This window comes from Treponema bryantii (assembly GCF_900111035.1).
Lineage (GTDB): Bacteria > Spirochaetota > Spirochaetia > Treponematales > Treponemataceae > Treponema_D > Treponema_D bryantii_C.
In genome coordinates this window covers 342,905-359,390 of the sequence record NZ_FOFU01000004.1, presented here as the reverse complement: position 1 = coordinate 359,390, position 16,486 = coordinate 342,905, and the positions used below count along the sequence as shown (strand labels likewise).

At 43.3% G+C, this 16,486-nt stretch carries 22 protein-coding genes; all 22 read right to left on the bottom strand.

All coding sequences use genetic code 11. The features are described from left to right. Positions 1-18: 18 nt before the first annotated feature. The gene (locus tag BMY21_RS09745; RefSeq protein ID WP_074643465.1) at positions 19-516 is read right to left on the bottom strand and encodes a DUF1833 family protein; all 498 of its coding nucleotides are present in this window, start codon (positions 514-516) and stop codon (positions 19-21) included. Beyond that, positions 509-865: a hypothetical protein gene (locus tag BMY21_RS09740; RefSeq protein WP_074643462.1), complete on the bottom strand. Its 357-nt coding sequence runs from the start codon at positions 863-865 to the stop codon at positions 509-511. The genes BMY21_RS09745 and BMY21_RS09740 overlap by 8 nt, the downstream gene beginning before the upstream one ends. Position 866: 1 nt before the next feature. Further along, the gene (locus BMY21_RS09735) at positions 867-3,551 is read right to left on the bottom strand and encodes a phage tail length tape measure family protein (RefSeq protein WP_074643459.1); all 2,685 of its coding nucleotides are present in this window, start codon (positions 3,549-3,551) and stop codon (positions 867-869) included. After that, positions 3,538-3,747 (bottom strand): hypothetical protein, encoded by a 210-nt coding sequence (locus BMY21_RS09730; RefSeq protein WP_083379814.1) that lies wholly within the window; start codon positions 3,745-3,747, stop codon positions 3,538-3,540. The genes BMY21_RS09735 and BMY21_RS09730 overlap by 14 nt, the downstream gene beginning before the upstream one ends. 101 nt (positions 3,748-3,848) lie before the next feature. Continuing rightward, entirely contained in the window at positions 3,849-4,289 is a 441-nt protein-coding gene (locus BMY21_RS09725; protein WP_074643453.1) for a hypothetical protein, read from the bottom strand. Next, positions 4,289-4,984, bottom strand: a complete 696-nt coding sequence (locus BMY21_RS09720) for a hypothetical protein (protein ID WP_074643450.1) — start codon at positions 4,982-4,984, stop codon at positions 4,289-4,291. Before BMY21_RS09720 ends, BMY21_RS09725 begins: the two co-directional genes overlap by 1 nt. Position 4,985: 1 nt before the next feature. Then, positions 4,986-5,408 carry a hypothetical protein gene (locus BMY21_RS09715; RefSeq protein ID WP_074643447.1) on the bottom strand — a complete coding sequence of 141 codons (423 nt, stop codon included), beginning with the start codon at positions 5,406-5,408 and terminating at the stop codon, positions 4,986-4,988. Then, positions 5,405-6,010, bottom strand: a complete 606-nt coding sequence (locus BMY21_RS09710; protein WP_074643444.1) for a phage virion morphogenesis family protein — start codon at positions 6,008-6,010, stop codon at positions 5,405-5,407. The genes BMY21_RS09715 and BMY21_RS09710 overlap by 4 nt, the downstream gene beginning before the upstream one ends. Then, positions 6,010-6,417, bottom strand: a complete 408-nt coding sequence (locus tag BMY21_RS09705; protein ID WP_074643441.1) for a hypothetical protein — start codon at positions 6,415-6,417, stop codon at positions 6,010-6,012. Before BMY21_RS09705 ends, BMY21_RS09710 begins: the two co-directional genes overlap by 1 nt. A 125-nt stretch (positions 6,418-6,542) precedes the next feature. Continuing rightward, positions 6,543-7,763, bottom strand: coding sequence for a major capsid protein (locus tag BMY21_RS09700; protein WP_074643438.1), 1,221 nt, complete (start codon positions 7,761-7,763; stop codon positions 6,543-6,545). A 14-nt stretch (positions 7,764-7,777) separates the two neighbouring features. Further along, complete coding sequence (locus tag BMY21_RS09695; protein ID WP_074643435.1) at positions 7,778-8,152, bottom strand: hypothetical protein; 375 nt, start codon at positions 8,150-8,152, stop codon at positions 7,778-7,780. 11 nt (positions 8,153-8,163) lie between these two features. Next, the gene (locus BMY21_RS09690; RefSeq protein WP_074643432.1) at positions 8,164-9,141 is read right to left on the bottom strand and encodes a hypothetical protein; all 978 of its coding nucleotides are present in this window, start codon (positions 9,139-9,141) and stop codon (positions 8,164-8,166) included. A 9-nt stretch (positions 9,142-9,150) separates the two neighbouring features. Then, positions 9,151-9,498, bottom strand: coding sequence for a DUF4406 domain-containing protein (locus tag BMY21_RS09685; RefSeq protein ID WP_074643428.1), 348 nt, complete (start codon positions 9,496-9,498; stop codon positions 9,151-9,153). 279 nt (positions 9,499-9,777) lie between these two features. After that, complete coding sequence (locus BMY21_RS09680) at positions 9,778-9,990, bottom strand: hypothetical protein (protein WP_074643425.1); 213 nt, start codon at positions 9,988-9,990, stop codon at positions 9,778-9,780. Beyond that, on the bottom strand, positions 9,987-11,447 hold the full coding sequence (locus tag BMY21_RS09675) for a minor capsid protein (protein WP_074643422.1): 1,461 nt from the start codon (positions 11,445-11,447) through the stop codon (positions 9,987-9,989). Before BMY21_RS09675 ends, BMY21_RS09680 begins: the two co-directional genes overlap by 4 nt. 137 nt (positions 11,448-11,584) lie before the next feature. Then, positions 11,585-12,778 (bottom strand): phage portal protein family protein, encoded by a 1,194-nt coding sequence (locus tag BMY21_RS09670; protein ID WP_074643419.1) that lies wholly within the window; start codon positions 12,776-12,778, stop codon positions 11,585-11,587. A 13-nt stretch (positions 12,779-12,791) separates the two neighbouring features. Next, positions 12,792-14,288: a hypothetical protein gene (locus tag BMY21_RS09665; RefSeq protein ID WP_074643416.1), complete on the bottom strand. Its 1,497-nt coding sequence runs from the start codon at positions 14,286-14,288 to the stop codon at positions 12,792-12,794. Then, positions 14,263-14,814, bottom strand: a complete 552-nt coding sequence (locus BMY21_RS09660; protein ID WP_074643413.1) for a phage protein Gp27 family protein — start codon at positions 14,812-14,814, stop codon at positions 14,263-14,265. The genes BMY21_RS09665 and BMY21_RS09660 overlap by 26 nt, the downstream gene beginning before the upstream one ends. Next, a complete protein-coding gene (locus tag BMY21_RS09655) occupies positions 14,807-15,109 on the bottom strand; it encodes a hypothetical protein (RefSeq protein WP_074643411.1) in 303 nt (100 codons plus the stop codon). The genes BMY21_RS09660 and BMY21_RS09655 overlap by 8 nt, the downstream gene beginning before the upstream one ends. Positions 15,110-15,148: 39 nt before the next feature. Then, positions 15,149-15,580 (bottom strand): hypothetical protein, encoded by a 432-nt coding sequence (locus BMY21_RS09650; protein ID WP_074643408.1) that lies wholly within the window; start codon positions 15,578-15,580, stop codon positions 15,149-15,151. Continuing rightward, on the bottom strand, positions 15,577-15,834 hold the full coding sequence (locus tag BMY21_RS09645; RefSeq protein WP_074643405.1) for a hypothetical protein: 258 nt from the start codon (positions 15,832-15,834) through the stop codon (positions 15,577-15,579). Before BMY21_RS09645 ends, BMY21_RS09650 begins: the two co-directional genes overlap by 4 nt. Continuing rightward, the gene (locus BMY21_RS09640) at positions 15,831-16,478 is read right to left on the bottom strand and encodes a C39 family peptidase (RefSeq protein WP_074643403.1); all 648 of its coding nucleotides are present in this window, start codon (positions 16,476-16,478) and stop codon (positions 15,831-15,833) included. Before BMY21_RS09640 ends, BMY21_RS09645 begins: the two co-directional genes overlap by 4 nt. Positions 16,479-16,486: the final 8 nt, after the last annotated feature.

Sequence of the window (16,486 nt, the reverse complement as noted above, 5' to 3'; positions counted from 1 at the left end):
TAAAACCTCTTTTTTTTGCTAAAAGAACATTCCAGGAAAGTCGTTAGGATTATAAGTGAGAGTAGTAAACTTTTTATCATGCATATAAGAATCGTAAAGCTCACCGGTAATAGAGTTTACATCCGCATTAATATTTCTGAGAATAAAAGTCAAAGGCCCTTCAATGTAGTTATCAGGTTCACTTGCCATAATTACAGCTGCAGTACAGGTAATGTCTTTATTGTCATTTCTACTTTGAATTACAGCAGATTTGATGGCGCGGTAAATTGAAATATCTGTATTGTCTATCTGCAGGCGGCACGACTTATTTCCGTCACTCGATTGGTCAGGTAAAATTACATTAAAGGAACATGGAGTATAGCTCTTTCCATTTGAGGTAATTTCCTGATTATTGTCCACTACTCGAAGAATAGATTCTCCGTCATATTTCACATCAAGAAGGTTTAGAAGTACCTCTTCTGTTTCCGGGGCTGTCATTGCTTCTTTAGCATGTGTAGAAAGCTGTGTATTAGGCATTCATCTTCTCCAGTTTCATAGTTATTATCCAAAGACCGTCATTAGACTCTTCCGTGTAATCTTCCAAAAATCGAAATTCAGCTGGTAGTAAAGTTTGCGGGTCTTTCATTACAAAACGGAGCACTCCACTTCCAATCACATTGTCATACCAGTTTTCAAGCGTTTCACGCTGCAGTTCCGTAAGGACAACACTTCCAGTGAATTCTTTTGTAGCAACAGTATAACGTCTGCGGGCTTTCTGCGGTCCCGCATCCATCTGAGTTCTGATTACGTTAGTTTTTTTCTGACCACTCAATCCCTCTAGTCTTATTACCTGCGGAAGTGTCTGCGGCCAAGTTATATTCGTCATTCTATACCCCCTGAACTTTCAGCCCGTAACGACTCTTCAAAGCTTTATCAGCTTTACCGACTGCTATGTGCTGGTTAATCATCGAACCTACGAGAATCTCAATCTTGCGCTGTCCGTTTTCGTCTTCAGTGTCGTGAACTTCTACAGGTTCATCCGAGTAGACTGTAACCGGAATATTTACCTGAACGTCGCCTCCACCAATACCAGTGGCAGAAACACCAAGAGAACCATCTGCACCGCGGGTAAGCGGCATTATTGCTTCAGGACCAGCTTCACCCATGAGTCCTGTTCCAAAACCGCTTCCTTTTGCAAATCTGAAATATGTCGGTTTTGCAACAATCTGATTTGTGAAAGTCCCGCCTTTTGCAAAAGCTGTGTAAGTTTCGTCTCCGTATACACCGCCAAGAGCGTTTGCCTTTGCACTTTCTTTTTTGCCGTTTACATACCCGGCCACAACCTGATCTGCAAGCCCCGCAGCCATAAGGCCAAGACCTAGAGCCCACTGACCTTGTGCAATAAGCTGTAAGCCTGCCTGCATAAACAGAAGCGGCAGTTGATTCAGTATTTCAGAAGCCATCGATTCGAGAGCTCGCTGCATAGAATCTGCGGCATCTTCGCCTTCACCAAGTGCCTGGCCTAATTCCTTAAAACCAGAAAGAGTTGCATCGAACGAAAGCTGGGCAAGGGAAGAAACCATGCTTCCAACAACTTTGTTTGTTTTTTTATCCCAAACATCAAGTGTGTTAAGCCCTTGTTCTGCAAGATAACCAAGCTTTTCAGCTAAATTATCAAAACTGTTTATGTCCTTGTAATTATCAAGAATCTCTCTTAACTCTTTTGCTTTTTTTATCTGTTCCTCGGTAGCTCCATTTTCTTCGAGTTTAATCAGATATAGTTCAGTTTCGGTTTTACCAAGGTTTGCTACAGCTTTCTCCAGTTCAGTTATTTCATCAGTTGCTGCAGATTCTTTTCTTGCTTTTTTGACTTCCTTGTATTTTATAACAAGCTGGCCAAGAGCTGTGTTTTCATTAGCAAGCTCATCAAGAGTAAATGATTCTGTTATTTTCGAAGGATCTACGGCAAGTGCTTCCTGTATTTTTGATTTTAAGTCTTCAAGCTGACTGTCCAGAAAATCCGTTTTAGAAAACTTTTCTCCAATAGCCTTACTTATTCCTTCTGCATCATTAATTGCTTTCTCAAGCCCTTCAATGTAGATTTTTGCAGCTGACTTTCCAGTTGTAAACAGATTTTTATCTACTCCAAGAATTTCGCTCAGCCAGTTCTGCCAGCTCTTCTTTCCGTCAATTTCAAGATTGGCTATTTTCTTCCTGATATTTTTTTCGACTACATCCAGCTGACGCATTGCCTCAGTTGTATCTATAATGTTACCGTCAGTATCTTTTACAGGTTCTGAAAGTTTGTCTCGTTTCTTTTTTATTTCTTCGAGTTCTTTTTCGTATTTCTCCAGTTGTACAGAAGGCTCATCACTTGCAAGCTTTTCATAATTCTTGGAGATTTCGAGCATCAAATTTTCAATTTCGCTTGCAGTTTCTAAACGTTTATTTTCTTCGTCTTGTATTTCCTGATCAGTTTTTGCAATAGCGGTGAGCATTTCAAGTTCACCGTTCCACATTTCAAGTCGTTCTGAAAGAATCTTTTCAAGAGCTTTATCCCCACCTTCTAGAATTTCATCCCATTCTGAATCTCTCAAATTAAGACTGCTTATAAGTTCATCACGGAACGAAGGACCAAGAGAATCGTCTTTTAAATCTTTGAGAGCTTTTGATAATTCATTAATTTTATAAGTTGCTGCCTCTACCTGCTTTTCTGGAACAAGAGTTGCATACCATTCGTTATAAGCAGCTTCAGATTTTATTGCTTTCAAAAATGCGACATTCTCATGAAACGAACCAAACGCGTCACCTAAATATGTCAAACCTTTGACTATCGCATCTCCAACCTCATTGTTTACAAAGCCTGCTAGAAATTCACCTATTCCAGATTGTAAATCACCAAAAGAGTTTTTTATTTTTGTTGAATAATCAGCTGCAGCTTCAGCCGCGCCACCGAATGTTCCATTCAACTCATCAAGAATAATTTTTTGAGCGCTGGCTGCATCACCTACATCAAGAAAAGATTGAATAACCTGTTTTTGTGCAGCAGTGAAATTGAAGCCCTGCTTCTTGAGGGAATCCATTCCGTGAATCGGATCATCAAGTGCTTTACCAATACTCTGTGCTGCAGAAGACAAATCCATCTTCATAACGGTTGCCATATCGAGGATTGCCTTTGTTGCTTCTCCGAATGTTTCTCCAGTTATGTTTCTAAAACCAAGAAGAACAGACTGCATTGACTCAATTGAGCTTGCCGCAAAGTTTGTTTTCTGCTGGAGTCCGCTTGCCATTTCCTCCAGTTCTTTAAAGGTTGTCCAGGCGGTTGCACCTGTTGCTTCCAGTGTACTTTTTAGAATAGCTGCTGCCTGATTATCTTCGCGGAATTGTTCTGAACACGCTTTTCCAAAATCAATAATTGCTTTTACAGAAAAAGCTGCTCCTATGGAACCACCAAGTTTTTTAAACAGTTTCTCTGTATCACCAGTCTGCTTATCAACACTCTTGAGATTCTTAATTGCCTTGTCTACTTCTGCCGTTACAAGAACGCGAAGCTCTTCGTTAATGTCCGCCATTATTCTTTTTCTCCCAGGCTATATAACCCGCTTTTTCCCTGTCGAATAATTCTACAATGGAGCGCACAAATTCAGGCTCTGCCAGATAGCCTTTACCCTGTGGCCATCCGTAGGCACTTATTCTGTGCCACATCTGAATCAGCTGAGAGAGTTCGTCTGTAATGTAGTTGGAAAAATCTTTGCGCTGGAGCCTCATGTAGCCGGTTTCGTTTTCCGGCCAAAAAAGGCATTCATACTTTTCGTCATATTCGGGCTCCCAGTCTGGCGGCCAGAAGCCCGAAAATAGGATTTGCAGTCCTATTCGATATTCTTTTTTTTTGAATCGGTGAGTTTGTCTCCGGAAACTTCAACGACAATTGCGTCGATGATCGCTCCGATACCATAAGCACGGCATTCTGCAAGCTCTTTTCCGCTGATGATTTTACGTTCCTTTCCGTCAGTATCTTTGACAGAAAGATTCCGTACTTCACCAACGCACGTGCGCAGAATCAAGGCAGAATCAAACTTTGTATCTACGGTTATGCTGCGGAACTTTTTAGGCGCGGTGTAGTTTCCGTCCTTGTCAAACGGCTGATCATCCGGATAGAACTCCGTGCGGGTAACAACTTTCTTAAAATCGTTACTCTGGAATCCTGTAGGCCGGATGATTTCAACGGCAAGCTGTTCTTCTTCCTTCTGCTGAAGGTTGTCCTTAACATCAGGATAGAACCAGTATTTCGGCTGCTCTGTCAGAACCATTATGCCACCTCTTTAACCTTGTAGTAGATTACGCCAGGATTGTTTCCGCCGTCGAGCGAATAGTTGAAGTTGAAGTTCTGAGCTCCGTCCAAAGGCTTGTCCATTGTGAGCGAATCTACAGTTACAGGGAAATGTTCCCACATGGCAATTTCACCAACAGTTTCGGTTTCACGGCGGCTGAGCATATAATCCTGCTTGCGCTGTGTTGCCTTGTAAACTGTGATATGTCCGTCATCATCTTCTTCTGTGATTGCGCTGAACTGATTCAAGAGCTCTTTCTGAGCTTCTGAGTCAACGTCAACCATACCGTTGATTGTTCCGCTTCCTTCTGAGAAAGGAGATACGGTGTATTCGCGGATTCCGACTTCAACATTTTCCTGAGTTGTAATGTCGGTCTTATTTCCGTTCCTACTGTTTGAAACATCAGTTACAAAGCTGATGAGTGTCAGAGTAAGCGGAATTACTGCATCTCCAGTTGCAAGAGCCTGACCTTTCCACAGCCATACATAATCGCCTGGCTTGAGTGCCCTGTAGCCTGACTTGCTTGTGTCTGGCGCAGGAAGAGAGCTGTCTGAACTTGCGACACTCTTGATTTTGTAAAATCCGCTGGCAGTAAGGGCAACGCTTGCTCCGCCAGTTACAGCTTCACCTTCGGCAATTTTGTAAAGTTTTCCATCTTTTCCACCCGGTTTCATTTTAGTCCTCCGTTATTAACCTTGTAGGCATATCAATCTCTATTCTGTAAGGAATAACATATTCCGCAGGCATAGAGCTTTCTTCTTCACTAGGGTACACCCATTGAGCGTTTCCGTTCCTAATCCAGTAGGCACGAAGCTTTACGCCGTCTGCTTCAAAAGGCATAAAGTTATTTTCAATTTCATTGAGTTTACGTCTGAGCTTTACCGTCTGAGTAAGCCATTTTGCATGAGTTCCGGCTGTGCGGTATTCTGCCAGGAACGAAAGCTTTTCGTTTCCGTCTCCGTTTGGATCCATATCCTGGTAAAGCAGGTCTATGTGCGCTGTGTTGTTTCCGGCTTTCTGAGGAAGCAGGAATGCCGGAAAGTTCAGCTGTGTTTTGATTTCAGTTTTGAGTGATTCAACAACTTCTTCGATTGTCAATTCTTATCTCCTTGCAATGCCTCATGCACTGCCTTTTTAATTTCTTTTCTGATGTGCTTTTCGTCTTTTTCATCAATGTGAAGAAACGGACGTGCAGGTATCGTAACGCTCTGCTTGATGATAAAAAGCGCAAAAGGCTCTCCCTTTTTCTTTTTTGCACAGAACACTTTACCTGTCCTGAAAAATGAATATCCGTCACCTTTCATTGCCTGGATAAGCTCTGCCGGTTTCTGTGCATTGTAACGTCTCATAAGAGTACGTGTTTTAGCACTTGCCGGAAGCCACAAGCCTTTTCCCTTGCTGTTGATTGTTCCGCCTTCCTGCTGGATCTTTGCATACTTGAGGTTAGTCTGAGCAGCTGCCCATTCCTTGCCATTTTGCGGGGCTATGCTTGCCATAAGCTGACCGTTATCGCGCAGCGTTTTGTTGCCTCGTTTTACCTCCTGGGCAAGAGGTGCATTTGCAGGCGGAATGTTTTTGTTGATTTTTCCGACTGCAGAAGAAACAAGATACTTACTCACCTTGCGCATGGTAGGTTCCAGGCAGCCTTTTTTAAGCCGCTTTGAAAGCTCTCCAAAGCTTCTGGTTATCTGAACTCCCATCAGTTTCTCCGTCTTTCCATAGGGCTTTTTCTTCCAGCACTCATATAGCCTACGGCAGGTCCAGAAGAAGCTTCTGCATCACTTTTTTTTATAATGCTTCCAAAGTTTGTCTCAATCAGAAGCTGACAGTCCTCCAGTTTTTCGCGGGCGCGGTTTTCCTGTCCAACAAATGCAAACATTTCATAAAGCGCATATTTAAGAGTTGCTTCACGGCACACTTCGTTTTCTTCGCTGTAAACATGCCCTGTACTCTGAACCATTCCCTTAACTGCAATCTTTGCCTTTAAAAGACAGCGGACCGCAACCGTATCTTCTCCAAGAGTAAGAGTTTCATAATCCTGATCCGGCAGCTCTTTTTTCAAGTCCTCAACTGTGAGCTGTGCCTGGTTTTCGTTTTCTTCCGGCATAATCAAACCTCCGTGCAAAATAAAAATATCACACAGAAAATCTGACTGGCTTTTTGTGTAGGCATAAAAAAAGGGCACGGTTTCCCATGCCCTCATGAAATCTTTTTTTATATGGCTTTTTTTAATTAGTTTGTAGCCTTGAAGCTTACAGAAACCTGAACAGGTCCTTCTACTTCGATAGACATCTCGTTTGTTCCGGTTTCAACAAGGCTGTCTTTAGATTTGCCGCTCCAAGCTTTTACTTCGTAGTTATCAGAAGGAGTTGCTGTCAAAACGACAGTCTTTCCGGCTTCTACTTCAGCTCCGCTTTCAATGGTTTCGTTATCAACAGTTGCTGCAAGAGTACCATTAGCACCTGCACCAAACTTTACCTTGAAGCTTGCTGTCTGTGCAAACTCAGCCCAAACAATACCCTTGGTATTGATGAGAGGGAATGGCTTTGACTTTGTGTAAAGCTTTGTACCTCTCTGGTCATCACCTTTTACAGTGAATGAATAAACAGGAACTGCGCTGCGCTGAACAACATCATCAAGACGGAGGAAGCAGAGCTTCTGTCCTGCATTGAGGGCACGGTAAACAATTTCATAGTCATCACAGAGTGACTTTGTTACCTTGTTTCCGTTTTCGATGTCTGTGTAAGAATCGTTATCCATGATTACCTTGAAGGAACCCATGTTGAGCGATTCGTCCTTAATCTGAGAGTCGAGCTCTGCCTTTGTAAGCAAGTCAACGAACTTCTCATAAACCTTTGCACCGGCAACAAACTCACCAGGACCGCCGACACCGTTTTTCTTAGCCTGCTGTGCCATTTTTGTAAGAACAGCAATTGCCTGGCCACGAGTAAGACCTGCAAGGCTTTCTTCCAGTGTAAGCTTTGTAACGTCACCGTAATCAACCTTGTAGCGGATAAGTTCTCCGCCTGACTTCATCATGTAGTCAATCTTACCGCGGTGAGCCTGACAGCAAAGGGCATTGGTTGTTTCGCGAACCATGTCCGAATGCTGGTCAAGGTATTCATCAACAATCTGATTAACACCCTGGTCAGTAGCTCTTTCGAGCTCGTCCATATCAACGGCAGAAATCTTGTCGTCAATTTCAATAGGCATTGGCACGATGTCTGTTGCATCAACGCCATGCTTTGGAACAATACCGTTGTCACCGCGAACAATGACAGGAACATTGCCGTATTCTTTTTTCAACTCTGCTGCAGAAATGTGAGTAGAGTTCTTAAGCTTTGTCTGCTTAAAATAAGCACGAGCGTTTGATGTGTTTTCTGGCTTAGCAGCCATTACGCGCTCAATGTCTTCACTTTTGATGGTGATGGAACCGTTTTTGTACAATGCCATTTTTCATTCTCCTATTAATGAAAGTTTGATTCAGACCATCCACCCTGTACCAGGTAGATGCCGGCAGCCGGAAGCTTTGCAGAAAGAGTTTCGCTTGCTACGGCTTCTGCTGATGATGAGAAGTCCAGAAGACGGCTCTTTACAACAAGACCATGCACAACTACAGGAACGCCTGTTGTAGCTTCGCTTGAGTGTGCTGGAACATCTGCGAGAAGGACTGCACAAGGTGTGTCCGAATCTCCGGCAGGTGCGAGACCTCCGTTTGCAGATTTCAAAACTGTACCGGCTTTGAGATTCTTGCTTGATGTTGCAAGAGTCGCATAGTCCACGATTGGCGGGTGTCCAGCATGGAGCACACCGCGGTCAAAGAATTCTTCAACCTTTTCCATGTTTCATCTCCTTAGAGTTTGGCGGCAACTTTGCCCCAGTCGGTTTCCTTGCCGTCATCTTTTTTGTCGTTAAACTCGTCAGTGTTTACCTGGCGAGAAATTACTTCCTCTTTTTTTGGAGCTGCAATGAGCCCTGAAAGAAGGTCGCTGAACAGATCCAGAGCAGTCTTGTTGCTCTTATTTCCGTCCTTGTCGCTGAACTCAAAAGATTCAGTTGTTGAAGCAAGAACGCCGGCAACCTTCTGAACACTGTCTTTAAGCCCTGCAGGAATATCAGCAAACTTGTCACAAACACCTTTTACAACAGCTTCTTTTCTTGAAGCTTCAAGGTCTTCGATTTTCTTCTGCATGTCTGCATACTCTTTGGAATCAGAGAACTTTTCTTTTTTGTTCTCTTCATCCTTTTTGGAAGCAGAAGCTTTTTCGGCATCTTCCTTCAGCCTTTTGTTTTCAGTTTCGAGGTCAGCCATCTTTTTCTTTTCCTCTTCTGTCATAGGAATTTCCTCCTGATAATCTATTGCGTCGCTGAAGTCAAACACCTCAACCGTATCGCCGTCTGAATAGCAGCTCTTTGTCATAAGCTGCTCAAGCCCCGGAATCTTTGGAGGAGTTGCTCCGCAGATTGCCAGGCTATGAAGATAACGCTTGCCGTCGCTTGCACGTTTTGGAATAGTAACGCTCCAGCCTTTATAACAGCCGTCACCATCGTCCTTGTCGGAAAACTGTTTCTCCAGTTCCGGATGCAGAACAACCTGACCAACAAGAACCTTTTCGCCCCTGTGTTTTGCGTCATCATAAATACCGTCAATTACAAGCACGTCTCCGAACTTCGGAAAGTTGTCGCCATGCGCTGCATCGTGACCGATAGTAATCGGACGTGTAGGCGTGAACGTCTCCGCGATTTCTTTCAAATCCTGTTCTGTAATCTTTGCTCCGTCCTGCCCGAAAGTTCCCGTGCGGCAGAGCTGCCATGTACGAATCTTTTTCATAAGCTGATACTACCTCGTGTTTTTATTTTTCCGGCTTTGTGGGGAACGCTTTAATTCTTCCAGGCTGAAAGCACTGTCTTCAAAGAAAACAGTCTGATTCAGCTGATGACATCTCTTGAACTCTAGCCTTGCACCTTCGCTTTCTTTCCAGCCTTTCAAAAAATACACAGCATTACATCTTGCCTGCATCATGCCGCTAATCTGCATATAGTCCGTCCATGTAAAATCATCAGATGGAGCAATCCAGGCTGGGTTCATTACAGAATGCCCCAGCGAGCGCAAGAGCTTCTCTGCGCGTTTGAATTTAGTCTTATAATTCTTGTCGCCGGTAATCTTTCCGGCAATGTAGATTTTCATTTGCGACCTCTGCGCATATGTAATCACAGAGGCACAAAAACGCGGCAATTGTGGGAAAAGCAATTTGTTAAAATCTTGAAAATTTCGGGGGTGTTTTTAAATAAATGACAAATTACCCAAATTATTTAAACAGATAGCCGATTCACCGATATTCAACGGTGAATCACAGATGTTTGAGGTGGTGTGTAGGTATGAGTTTTTGTGTTTTGCTGAGAATGTGGGTTAAAAAAGAAAAAGCCCCGGAAGTTCGGGGCTGCTCAAAGTATATGTTTATAAGAGTTACATTTCGCTAAGAATCTTTTTTGTTTCTTGCCGATCTATCCCTACTACTTTCCCATTCGATGCTCTCATTAAAAGAGGATATCCCAGTTTAGCATGTTTCTCTAAAGACAATAAACCAGCATAAATTGTTTCTCCCTTGTATTGTCCGACCTTTATTACATGAGGGAAACCTTTTGAGTTCGCATAATTTTCAAAGTCATTTATTGTCATTGCCTTGCCTCTACGATAAAGTCTAATACATATTTATTTAAATCGCAATCAGAAATATTATAAACTTCAACTGAATTAGGGCTTGCTGGCCGGAGAAGATTAGAAATTTGTTTTAGTTGTGTTGTTTTAGTATAATCTTGTGGATCATATAAAGTTAGAACACCTTTATCTTTATACATTACAAGTACATGTCCACCAGGTATAAAAAGATTTGCTTTATAGTCAAAACCTACGGAATAATATTTGTTATCTTCCATGTGGTTTAATAACCAAGTTGTAAGCTCAGTACCTGTTTTTTTTGGCGTCAGCATTTTAGGAAAAGTTTTTGTATTTCTGTCAATAAAAGCAAGATTTGTTTTATTCATTAATGCATTCATTATTGGATTTGTTTTATCGTAGGGCTTCGCCTGAACATTAAATCCCAATAATCTAGCAATGAAAGTTGGAACACAACTCTGACAATTTCCTTGTCGTGCAATATCAGAATGAAAACCAGGATTAACATTTCCACTATCTGCTTCATCAAAAGTCATCGGAATACCTTTCTTTATTCCAGCGATTTCATCAATAACAGCCTCGGCTTTTATATTATTGATTTCATCATCTACAATCTTTTCTCCATCTCCTTTTCCAAACTTTCCTCCAGAAAAAAGAATCTCCTTCGCCGCCTCAATCTCTCCCTGCACGCCATATTCCTTCGCACGTGCAACCTGACTTGAAAGTTCATTCCACCAGCTGTCGTTTTCAAGAGGATTTGTACCAAAGCCTTTTGCCGGTTTTTCTATTCCTTCCAGGGAAGTCCATTCATCCGGCAATTCGTCTTCGTCATAAATTGCACGTACTGTCGAACGGCAGCCGAAATGCAGAGGCGGAATATATTTTTCCCAGAGTGGATCATCATACGGTCTGACAACATTGCTCAGTGAATGGCAAACGTCTGTCTGTCTTGAGTCCTCAATTCCGACAAAGTGCAGCGCAAGAGGTTTGTCTTCTTCAAAGCCCATCATGCGACCAGTGTTGTATGCGGTCTGAACGTTGGTTCTGTAGACAGTTTCCCAGTACCAGCCCTGACCACCGGCACCCATGCCAACCTTATTCAGAATGTCAGTTTTTGTAAGAGAGAGAAAATCCTTCAGCCCCTTGCCATCATTCACATTCTTAATCAGCTCGGAGTTTATACGTTTGAGAAGATCCCCGTCTGCAATTCTGGAAGCTGTAAAAGCTCGGAACCGCATCTTGTCGGAGAGCTTGTTATAATCAACTTTTTTTATAACGTCGCGTTTTTTAAGATATTCTACAGCTTCGGCATAAGGCAAGTTTTCAACGTCTTCTGCAGTAAGCTCTGCAAACTCATTCTTGCGTACAGCTGAATCCAAGCCCATCATAAGGGAGCGGGTAAAAAGCTTTGCAGCTTCTCCCATTGCTCCCCAGTCCGGCGGAAGTACCTTGGTAGTCATAAGAATGTCAGGATTGCGAGCCGCTTCTTTGATGTACGCTTTAATGCGTTCTGCGTAGCTGTCGGAGATGTTGAGCCAGGCGGCAGTAGAAATACGGTCAAGCCGTCGCGCCCGGCTCTTTTCCTGGAAAAGATTCTCTACTGCCTGTTCTGAAAAAAATCATCTTTTCCTGTATCAGAAAAACCGAAAGACGGCTGAGCCTTTACGAAAGAATCTTTTTCATCAACAGGCTGTGGCAGATGGATTTTGTTATAAAGAGCTTTAAGACTTACAGGAACCCCACGGTCAATTGCATCGCGAATAACTTCCCACGGTGCAAAGTCTGTAGAGTCAATGTCATATTGCGGGGCAAGCTCTCCAGGGAAGTTGAGCTCGCAGAAAACATTAACAAGCTGCTGGTCTGTCTGCTGGAGCTTGTAGGCATCACCCTTAATCAGATCGTCGTAAGTCTGGACGTGCGTTTCTCCCTGGGCATGAGTTCCGTACTGAGCAGTGTTTGTTGTAAGAGCCTGAGCAGTAAGTGCATAGGCAATTTCTGTATCACAAAGCTCAACGATTTTGTTGAAGTCGTTAATCTGAGAAGAAACAACCTTGATGTCCTTAACGTTTCCAAAAGCTCCGGAAGATCCGCTTTCCCAGTTCTGCAGGGCTGCAGTCAAATCAGCTGCGCGTTTCTTTGCTTCGTCTTCGTTCTTTGTTTCAAAGATTGCCAGGATTGATGGAACACCACAAAGCTCGGCAGCCATTGCCCAGAACTTAACGCCCAGCTGCTTGAACTTCCAGAAGGTATAGGCACTGCGCAAAGTAGGACGTCCCCACTGATTCAACTCGCCGTCATCGTTGCGGTGAATTATGAACTTGCGCTTATCGCTCAAAATAAGATTCTGAGAAGTCAAAACAGGAACACCCCAGTCACGTTCAATGTGCTGAGGAAAACTCAAAGCAGTTCTTGGAATTGGAGTAAAATCAACAGGAACATACCAGCCGCCCCGGAACTCCCAGATAACTTCACATGCAGCAATCCCATAAGGCACCGCATTCAAAAGGATATTGTTGAGCTTGTAGAAAGTGTTGAAGGTAAGAAGATTCTGACAGGCTTCGTTTACGTTCTTGTTCTTTGTGTCTGTGAATGAACCGTACATCTGCAGAACCTTGTTCTTTCGGTCAAGAATGAGAGACTCAACACGACCATCGTCACGCATTTCTTCAAAGATGTTCTCGCGTTCCTGAACGGAGCTTATCCAGTCCTGTGTGTCAGAAACATAATTTGTAATGCTGCGGAATCCGTTTATATTTATAACTCTGCTTGTTACGCTGTTTGTTCTTGCCATAATCTATACCTTCCTACCAAAATGATTTCTTTTTCTTTTCTGCAACAAAAAAGCTTGGTGCCGGATCTGCTGCACATTCTCTCCAGGCGCATACACAAAGCATTGCAGCACTCGCACCGTCTCCGTGTCTCTTTCCCTTCTGGTCACGATCGGACGTGCGCACTGCAGGAATAGTCGGGATTCCGTTTTTAAGTACAACAAGTGCAAAATCTGCCTTGATTGTTTCGTCATCAGGAACGGTAAAATCTCCGCTTTCCATAAGTCCGTGCAAATCGGTTCCGTACTTTGCATACCAGGCATTGGTTTCCATAACCTGAATCGAAGCTCCCGGATGACGGAGCATTGCATGTTCTCCAATCTGCTGACCGTTACCGCGTGAGTCTATTGCAAGTCCGCCGAACTTTTTACGCTCGGATAACAAGTCTGTTACATAGTCATTGAATAACTGCTGCTGCTCAAACGGTGCATTTTTGATTTCCACAATAAGACGTACTGCAAGCTGAGTCTTTGAAACTTCTTCAGCAAACCAGTAGGTCGTAAGGTCTCCGGAACGTCCAAAGTCATTACCGCCGAAAACCTGACCTTCAAGCGCACCAAGCAGCGGACGCACTTCCTGATTGAAGAACTTTTCAACCTCGCGGTTCTTAAAGCTCTCGTTTTTGTGAAGAAAGCTGTCTGAACATTCAAGCCGGCGGATGTCGTAACTGTCTGCATCAGCTGTAGCATGATCCAGCAAACCGCGCCCAAAGTATCTATCACCGCTGGCACGTGGAATAACATCAAGCTCTTCATCAGGATTGTCACCGTAGATGCGGTACATCTTGTCCATGAATTCCTTGTCAGCTTCAGGAGTCCACTTGCGCCCCTGTTTAAGGCAGATTCTTTTGTAGAGCCCTTGGGCCATTGCCTCGCGGAAAGTGATTCTGTGCAGGCTCCATTCTTTTTCTTTGCCAGAACGGATATTTTTAATCAGGATATTAAACGGATTGTCATCTCCATTATGTGTCGAAATAACACGGATTCTACCGCCCCACATAACAAGAGCTTTTGCTGCCTGCAGAACGCTGTCAAGATCATCAAAGAATGCAGCCTCATCAATGACAACGTTTCCCTGCTTAGAACGGAGTGAACGCGAAACACCAGGAAGCCCCATAATTTCCGCACCGCTGGAAAAAGTGATTCTGTATGTAGTGATTGATTTTTCCTCATCATCAAGAAGAGGTTCTTCTTCTTCGATAATTTCACTTACTGCATAACCAAGCTTCTTTGCCCATTCGCCGGCATCCTCGATGTACTGGCGACAGTTGTCTTTGTTGAAGCTCATGTAATAAGTGTTTGTCCAGCCATTGGCAGGAGCAGCATCAAGAACAGAGTCGGCAGAGTCCGTCCAGGAGATTCCGCACCGTCTGTTCTTTTCGATGATTTTGAGGTCACTTCTGTCTTCCAGCCATTCTTTCTGATAGGGAAGAAAGATGTCGTATGTGTTAGTCTTTTTCCGGCTTTTCGTCATATGTCACCTTCAAGCCCATAATCTTAGACTTAACAAATTCAACGCGCTCGTCGCTCCAGCCGGCTTTCTTTCCTTCTGCCTCGACAGTCTTTGCAGCTTCAAACAAGCCTTTCTTGTAACCGCGTTCATATTCGAGTTTTACACGTGCAATCTTTACCTGTGCATCAGTATTTCTTGCAATTGCTTTCAAAAGCTCTTCTGGAGAAATGGTTGCAAAGTTTTCAAACTTGTTGAGTTCTTCAAGAAGCTTTGCCTGAACCAGCTGAACACTTGCCTCAGAGATATTCAAACCCGGAGTTTTTTCAAGCTCAGAAACAATGGCAACTGCCTTCTTTGCAGAGTCCTTGTAAGCTTTCATCTGCGCAGCCTGGCTAACAAGAGTGCGACCGACACCGCTTTTGCTGATGTCGAAGCCTTCTTCCTTGAGAACTTCTGCTATCTGTTTGTGGCTCATTTTGTCGTTGAAGTACATCTTGCAGATGCGCTCAACCAAGCCCTGCATTTCTATCTTGTTTCTCTTAGGCATTGTTCTTCTCCCTTTTTTGCTTGATATCATTTTTGATATCTGCAAGACTTGCTTTTATCCATCCAAGATCACTGGAAAGAGTGGTTATGAGACGGGTATTTTCTATCTGCATCTGACTTACTTTTGTACCAAGATTGTTTATATCCGTTGCATTTTTATCTATGTCCTTACGCATCTCTTTCTGCTCTTTTTCGTTAACGCCTTTGTCATAACCAAGTTTTATAAAGATTCCAATAAAACCGGCTATTGTAACAACGTCTTTAACAACAGAAATTACAGAACCCCACTTTTCCATCTTCCACCTCACTTGTTCTGCAGCCAGATAACCACTCCCTCAGTCAGAGTTACTGCTCCCAGCACCCCCGCCGCAGTCCTCCAGAACACAATCTTTCTTTTCTGCCTCATATAAGATTCGTTCAATTCGCTGAATTCCTTCTTCAATTCGGCAAGCAGAGTCCTCAATATCTGAACTTGCTCCTGCAATTCTAACACCGACTTCTCGGAGCTCTCCGACATCTGTAATGCCTTCATCAATTTCTTTTCCAACTCCGTGCATTTGTTCTGCCACGTCAGAGAGTCCGCTTTCCAGTTCTGAGACTGCGTTCTGAGCAGATTCACTTCTGTCCTCATAACGTTCAACTCGTTCCTGATCTGCAACATCTGATTCTCGGAAAGCGTTATTCCCGAGGTTTCCGAGAACAAGCAAGGCAAAAGCAAAAAGCATAATAAGGACAATACGAATAGTTTCTTTTGTTTCATCTTTCATTTCACACCTTCTGCAGTTTCTTCAGTCTCAGTTTTATCAGCCGAGATTCCAAGCTTCTTATCAAGCCAGATAGAACGGTAGAGCGGAGAACATGCAACAACAAAGAACACACCGCTTATGATGATTTCTCTTGCATCAAGACCAAAACTCTTTCCCGCCCAGATAACAGGAACAAATCCTTTTACCAGGAACAAAACCATAACCCACACAATGGCAAGCACAATAGCTTTTAAGCTCACATCCTTGGCTTTCATTTTGCACCTGCCTTGCGGATCAAATGTGCCATCTTAGCATCAATCCCGCAGCTTCTGATTTTTGCCATGAAATCTTCGTAAGACATTTCAATGTCGTTGCCGTTCTGAACAGAATACTCTGTATGGTAATCACCCCAGGAATCGTCAATTACAAAATGAGAGATTTTTCCAGAAGCATCAGCCTTGTATCCAACACAAGCGACAACATGTCCAATCGTCTTTTTTCCTTCTGCAGTAAAAACTCCAGAAAGAACAGCTGCACCACCTTCATCCAAGGTTTTCTGGATATCAGAAACAGAGCGACGTTCGCCCCATTCAACAGCATACTCACCTGTAGAAAGAAGCCCGCAATGCCTTAAATAGCGGTTTGTTCCGTAAGCAAGAACGCAATGCCATTCATTAGGCGGATAATATTTTGTAGGGTCAACTTTTCCCCAGTAAGCATCAATAGCCTTGTCTGCCAGGATGAAATGCATAAGCGCATCTTCCGGCTGCGGATATTCCTTTGTTGCAAGCTTGTCTACATCCCATCCAGCTGCAGAAAGGGCTGCAATCATAGAAGTGACGTTACAAGCGCCGTTTGGTTTGAGTTTATTATTTCGCTGAGTGTAATAAGGTTTATTTTCAGAATTGTTTCTTTTCATTCTGCCAT

Coding starts and splice junctions, on each gene's coding strand:
- BMY21_RS09690 (WP_074643432.1), bottom strand. CDS start 9,141: ATGAAAAAGATTCGTACATGGCAGCTCTGCCGCACGGGAACTTTCGGG.
- BMY21_RS09720 (WP_074643450.1), bottom strand. CDS start 4,984: ATGAAACCGGGTGGAAAAGATGGAAAACTTTACAAAATTGCCGAAGGT.
- BMY21_RS09705 (WP_074643441.1), bottom strand. CDS start 6,417: ATGCCGGAAGAAAACGAAAACCAGGCACAGCTCACAGTTGAGGACTTG.
- BMY21_RS09645 (WP_074643405.1), bottom strand. CDS start 15,834: ATGAAAGCCAAGGATGTGAGCTTAAAAGCTATTGTGCTTGCCATTGTG.
- BMY21_RS09710 (WP_074643444.1), bottom strand. CDS start 6,010: ATGGGAGTTCAGATAACCAGAAGCTTTGGAGAGCTTTCAAAGCGGCTT.
- BMY21_RS09700 (WP_074643438.1), bottom strand. CDS start 7,763: ATGGCATTGTACAAAAACGGTTCCATCACCATCAAAAGTGAAGACATT.
- BMY21_RS09660 (WP_074643413.1), bottom strand. CDS start 14,814: ATGCCTAAGAGAAACAAGATAGAAATGCAGGGCTTGGTTGAGCGCATC.
- BMY21_RS09725 (WP_074643453.1), bottom strand. CDS start 4,289: ATGGTTCTGACAGAGCAGCCGAAATACTGGTTCTATCCTGATGTTAAG.
- BMY21_RS09740 (WP_074643462.1), bottom strand. CDS start 865: ATGACGAATATAACTTGGCCGCAGACACTTCCGCAGGTAATAAGACTA.
- BMY21_RS09745 (WP_074643465.1), bottom strand. CDS start 516: ATGCCTAATACACAGCTTTCTACACATGCTAAAGAAGCAATGACAGCC.
- BMY21_RS09665 (WP_074643416.1), bottom strand. CDS start 14,288: ATGACGAAAAGCCGGAAAAAGACTAACACATACGACATCTTTCTTCCC.
- BMY21_RS09695 (WP_074643435.1), bottom strand. CDS start 8,152: ATGGAAAAGGTTGAAGAATTCTTTGACCGCGGTGTGCTCCATGCTGGA.
- BMY21_RS09680 (WP_074643425.1), bottom strand. CDS start 9,990: ATGACAATAAATGACTTTGAAAATTATGCGAACTCAAAAGGTTTCCCT.
- BMY21_RS09640 (WP_074643403.1), bottom strand. CDS start 16,478: ATGAAAAGAAACAATTCTGAAAATAAACCTTATTACACTCAGCGAAAT.
- BMY21_RS09670 (WP_074643419.1), bottom strand. CDS start 12,778: ATGGCAAGAACAAACAGCGTAACAAGCAGAGTTATAAATATAAACGGA.
- BMY21_RS09685 (WP_074643428.1), bottom strand. CDS start 9,498: ATGAAAATCTACATTGCCGGAAAGATTACCGGCGACAAGAATTATAAG.
- BMY21_RS09675 (WP_074643422.1), bottom strand. CDS start 11,447: ATGACTACCAAGGTACTTCCGCCGGACTGGGGAGCAATGGGAGAAGCT.
- BMY21_RS09730 (WP_083379814.1), bottom strand. CDS start 3,747: ATGAGGCTCCAGCGCAAAGATTTTTCCAACTACATTACAGACGAACTC.
- BMY21_RS09650 (WP_074643408.1), bottom strand. CDS start 15,580: ATGAAAGATGAAACAAAAGAAACTATTCGTATTGTCCTTATTATGCTT.
- BMY21_RS09735 (WP_074643459.1), bottom strand. CDS start 3,551: ATGGCGGACATTAACGAAGAGCTTCGCGTTCTTGTAACGGCAGAAGTA.
- BMY21_RS09655 (WP_074643411.1), bottom strand. CDS start 15,109: ATGGAAAAGTGGGGTTCTGTAATTTCTGTTGTTAAAGACGTTGTTACA.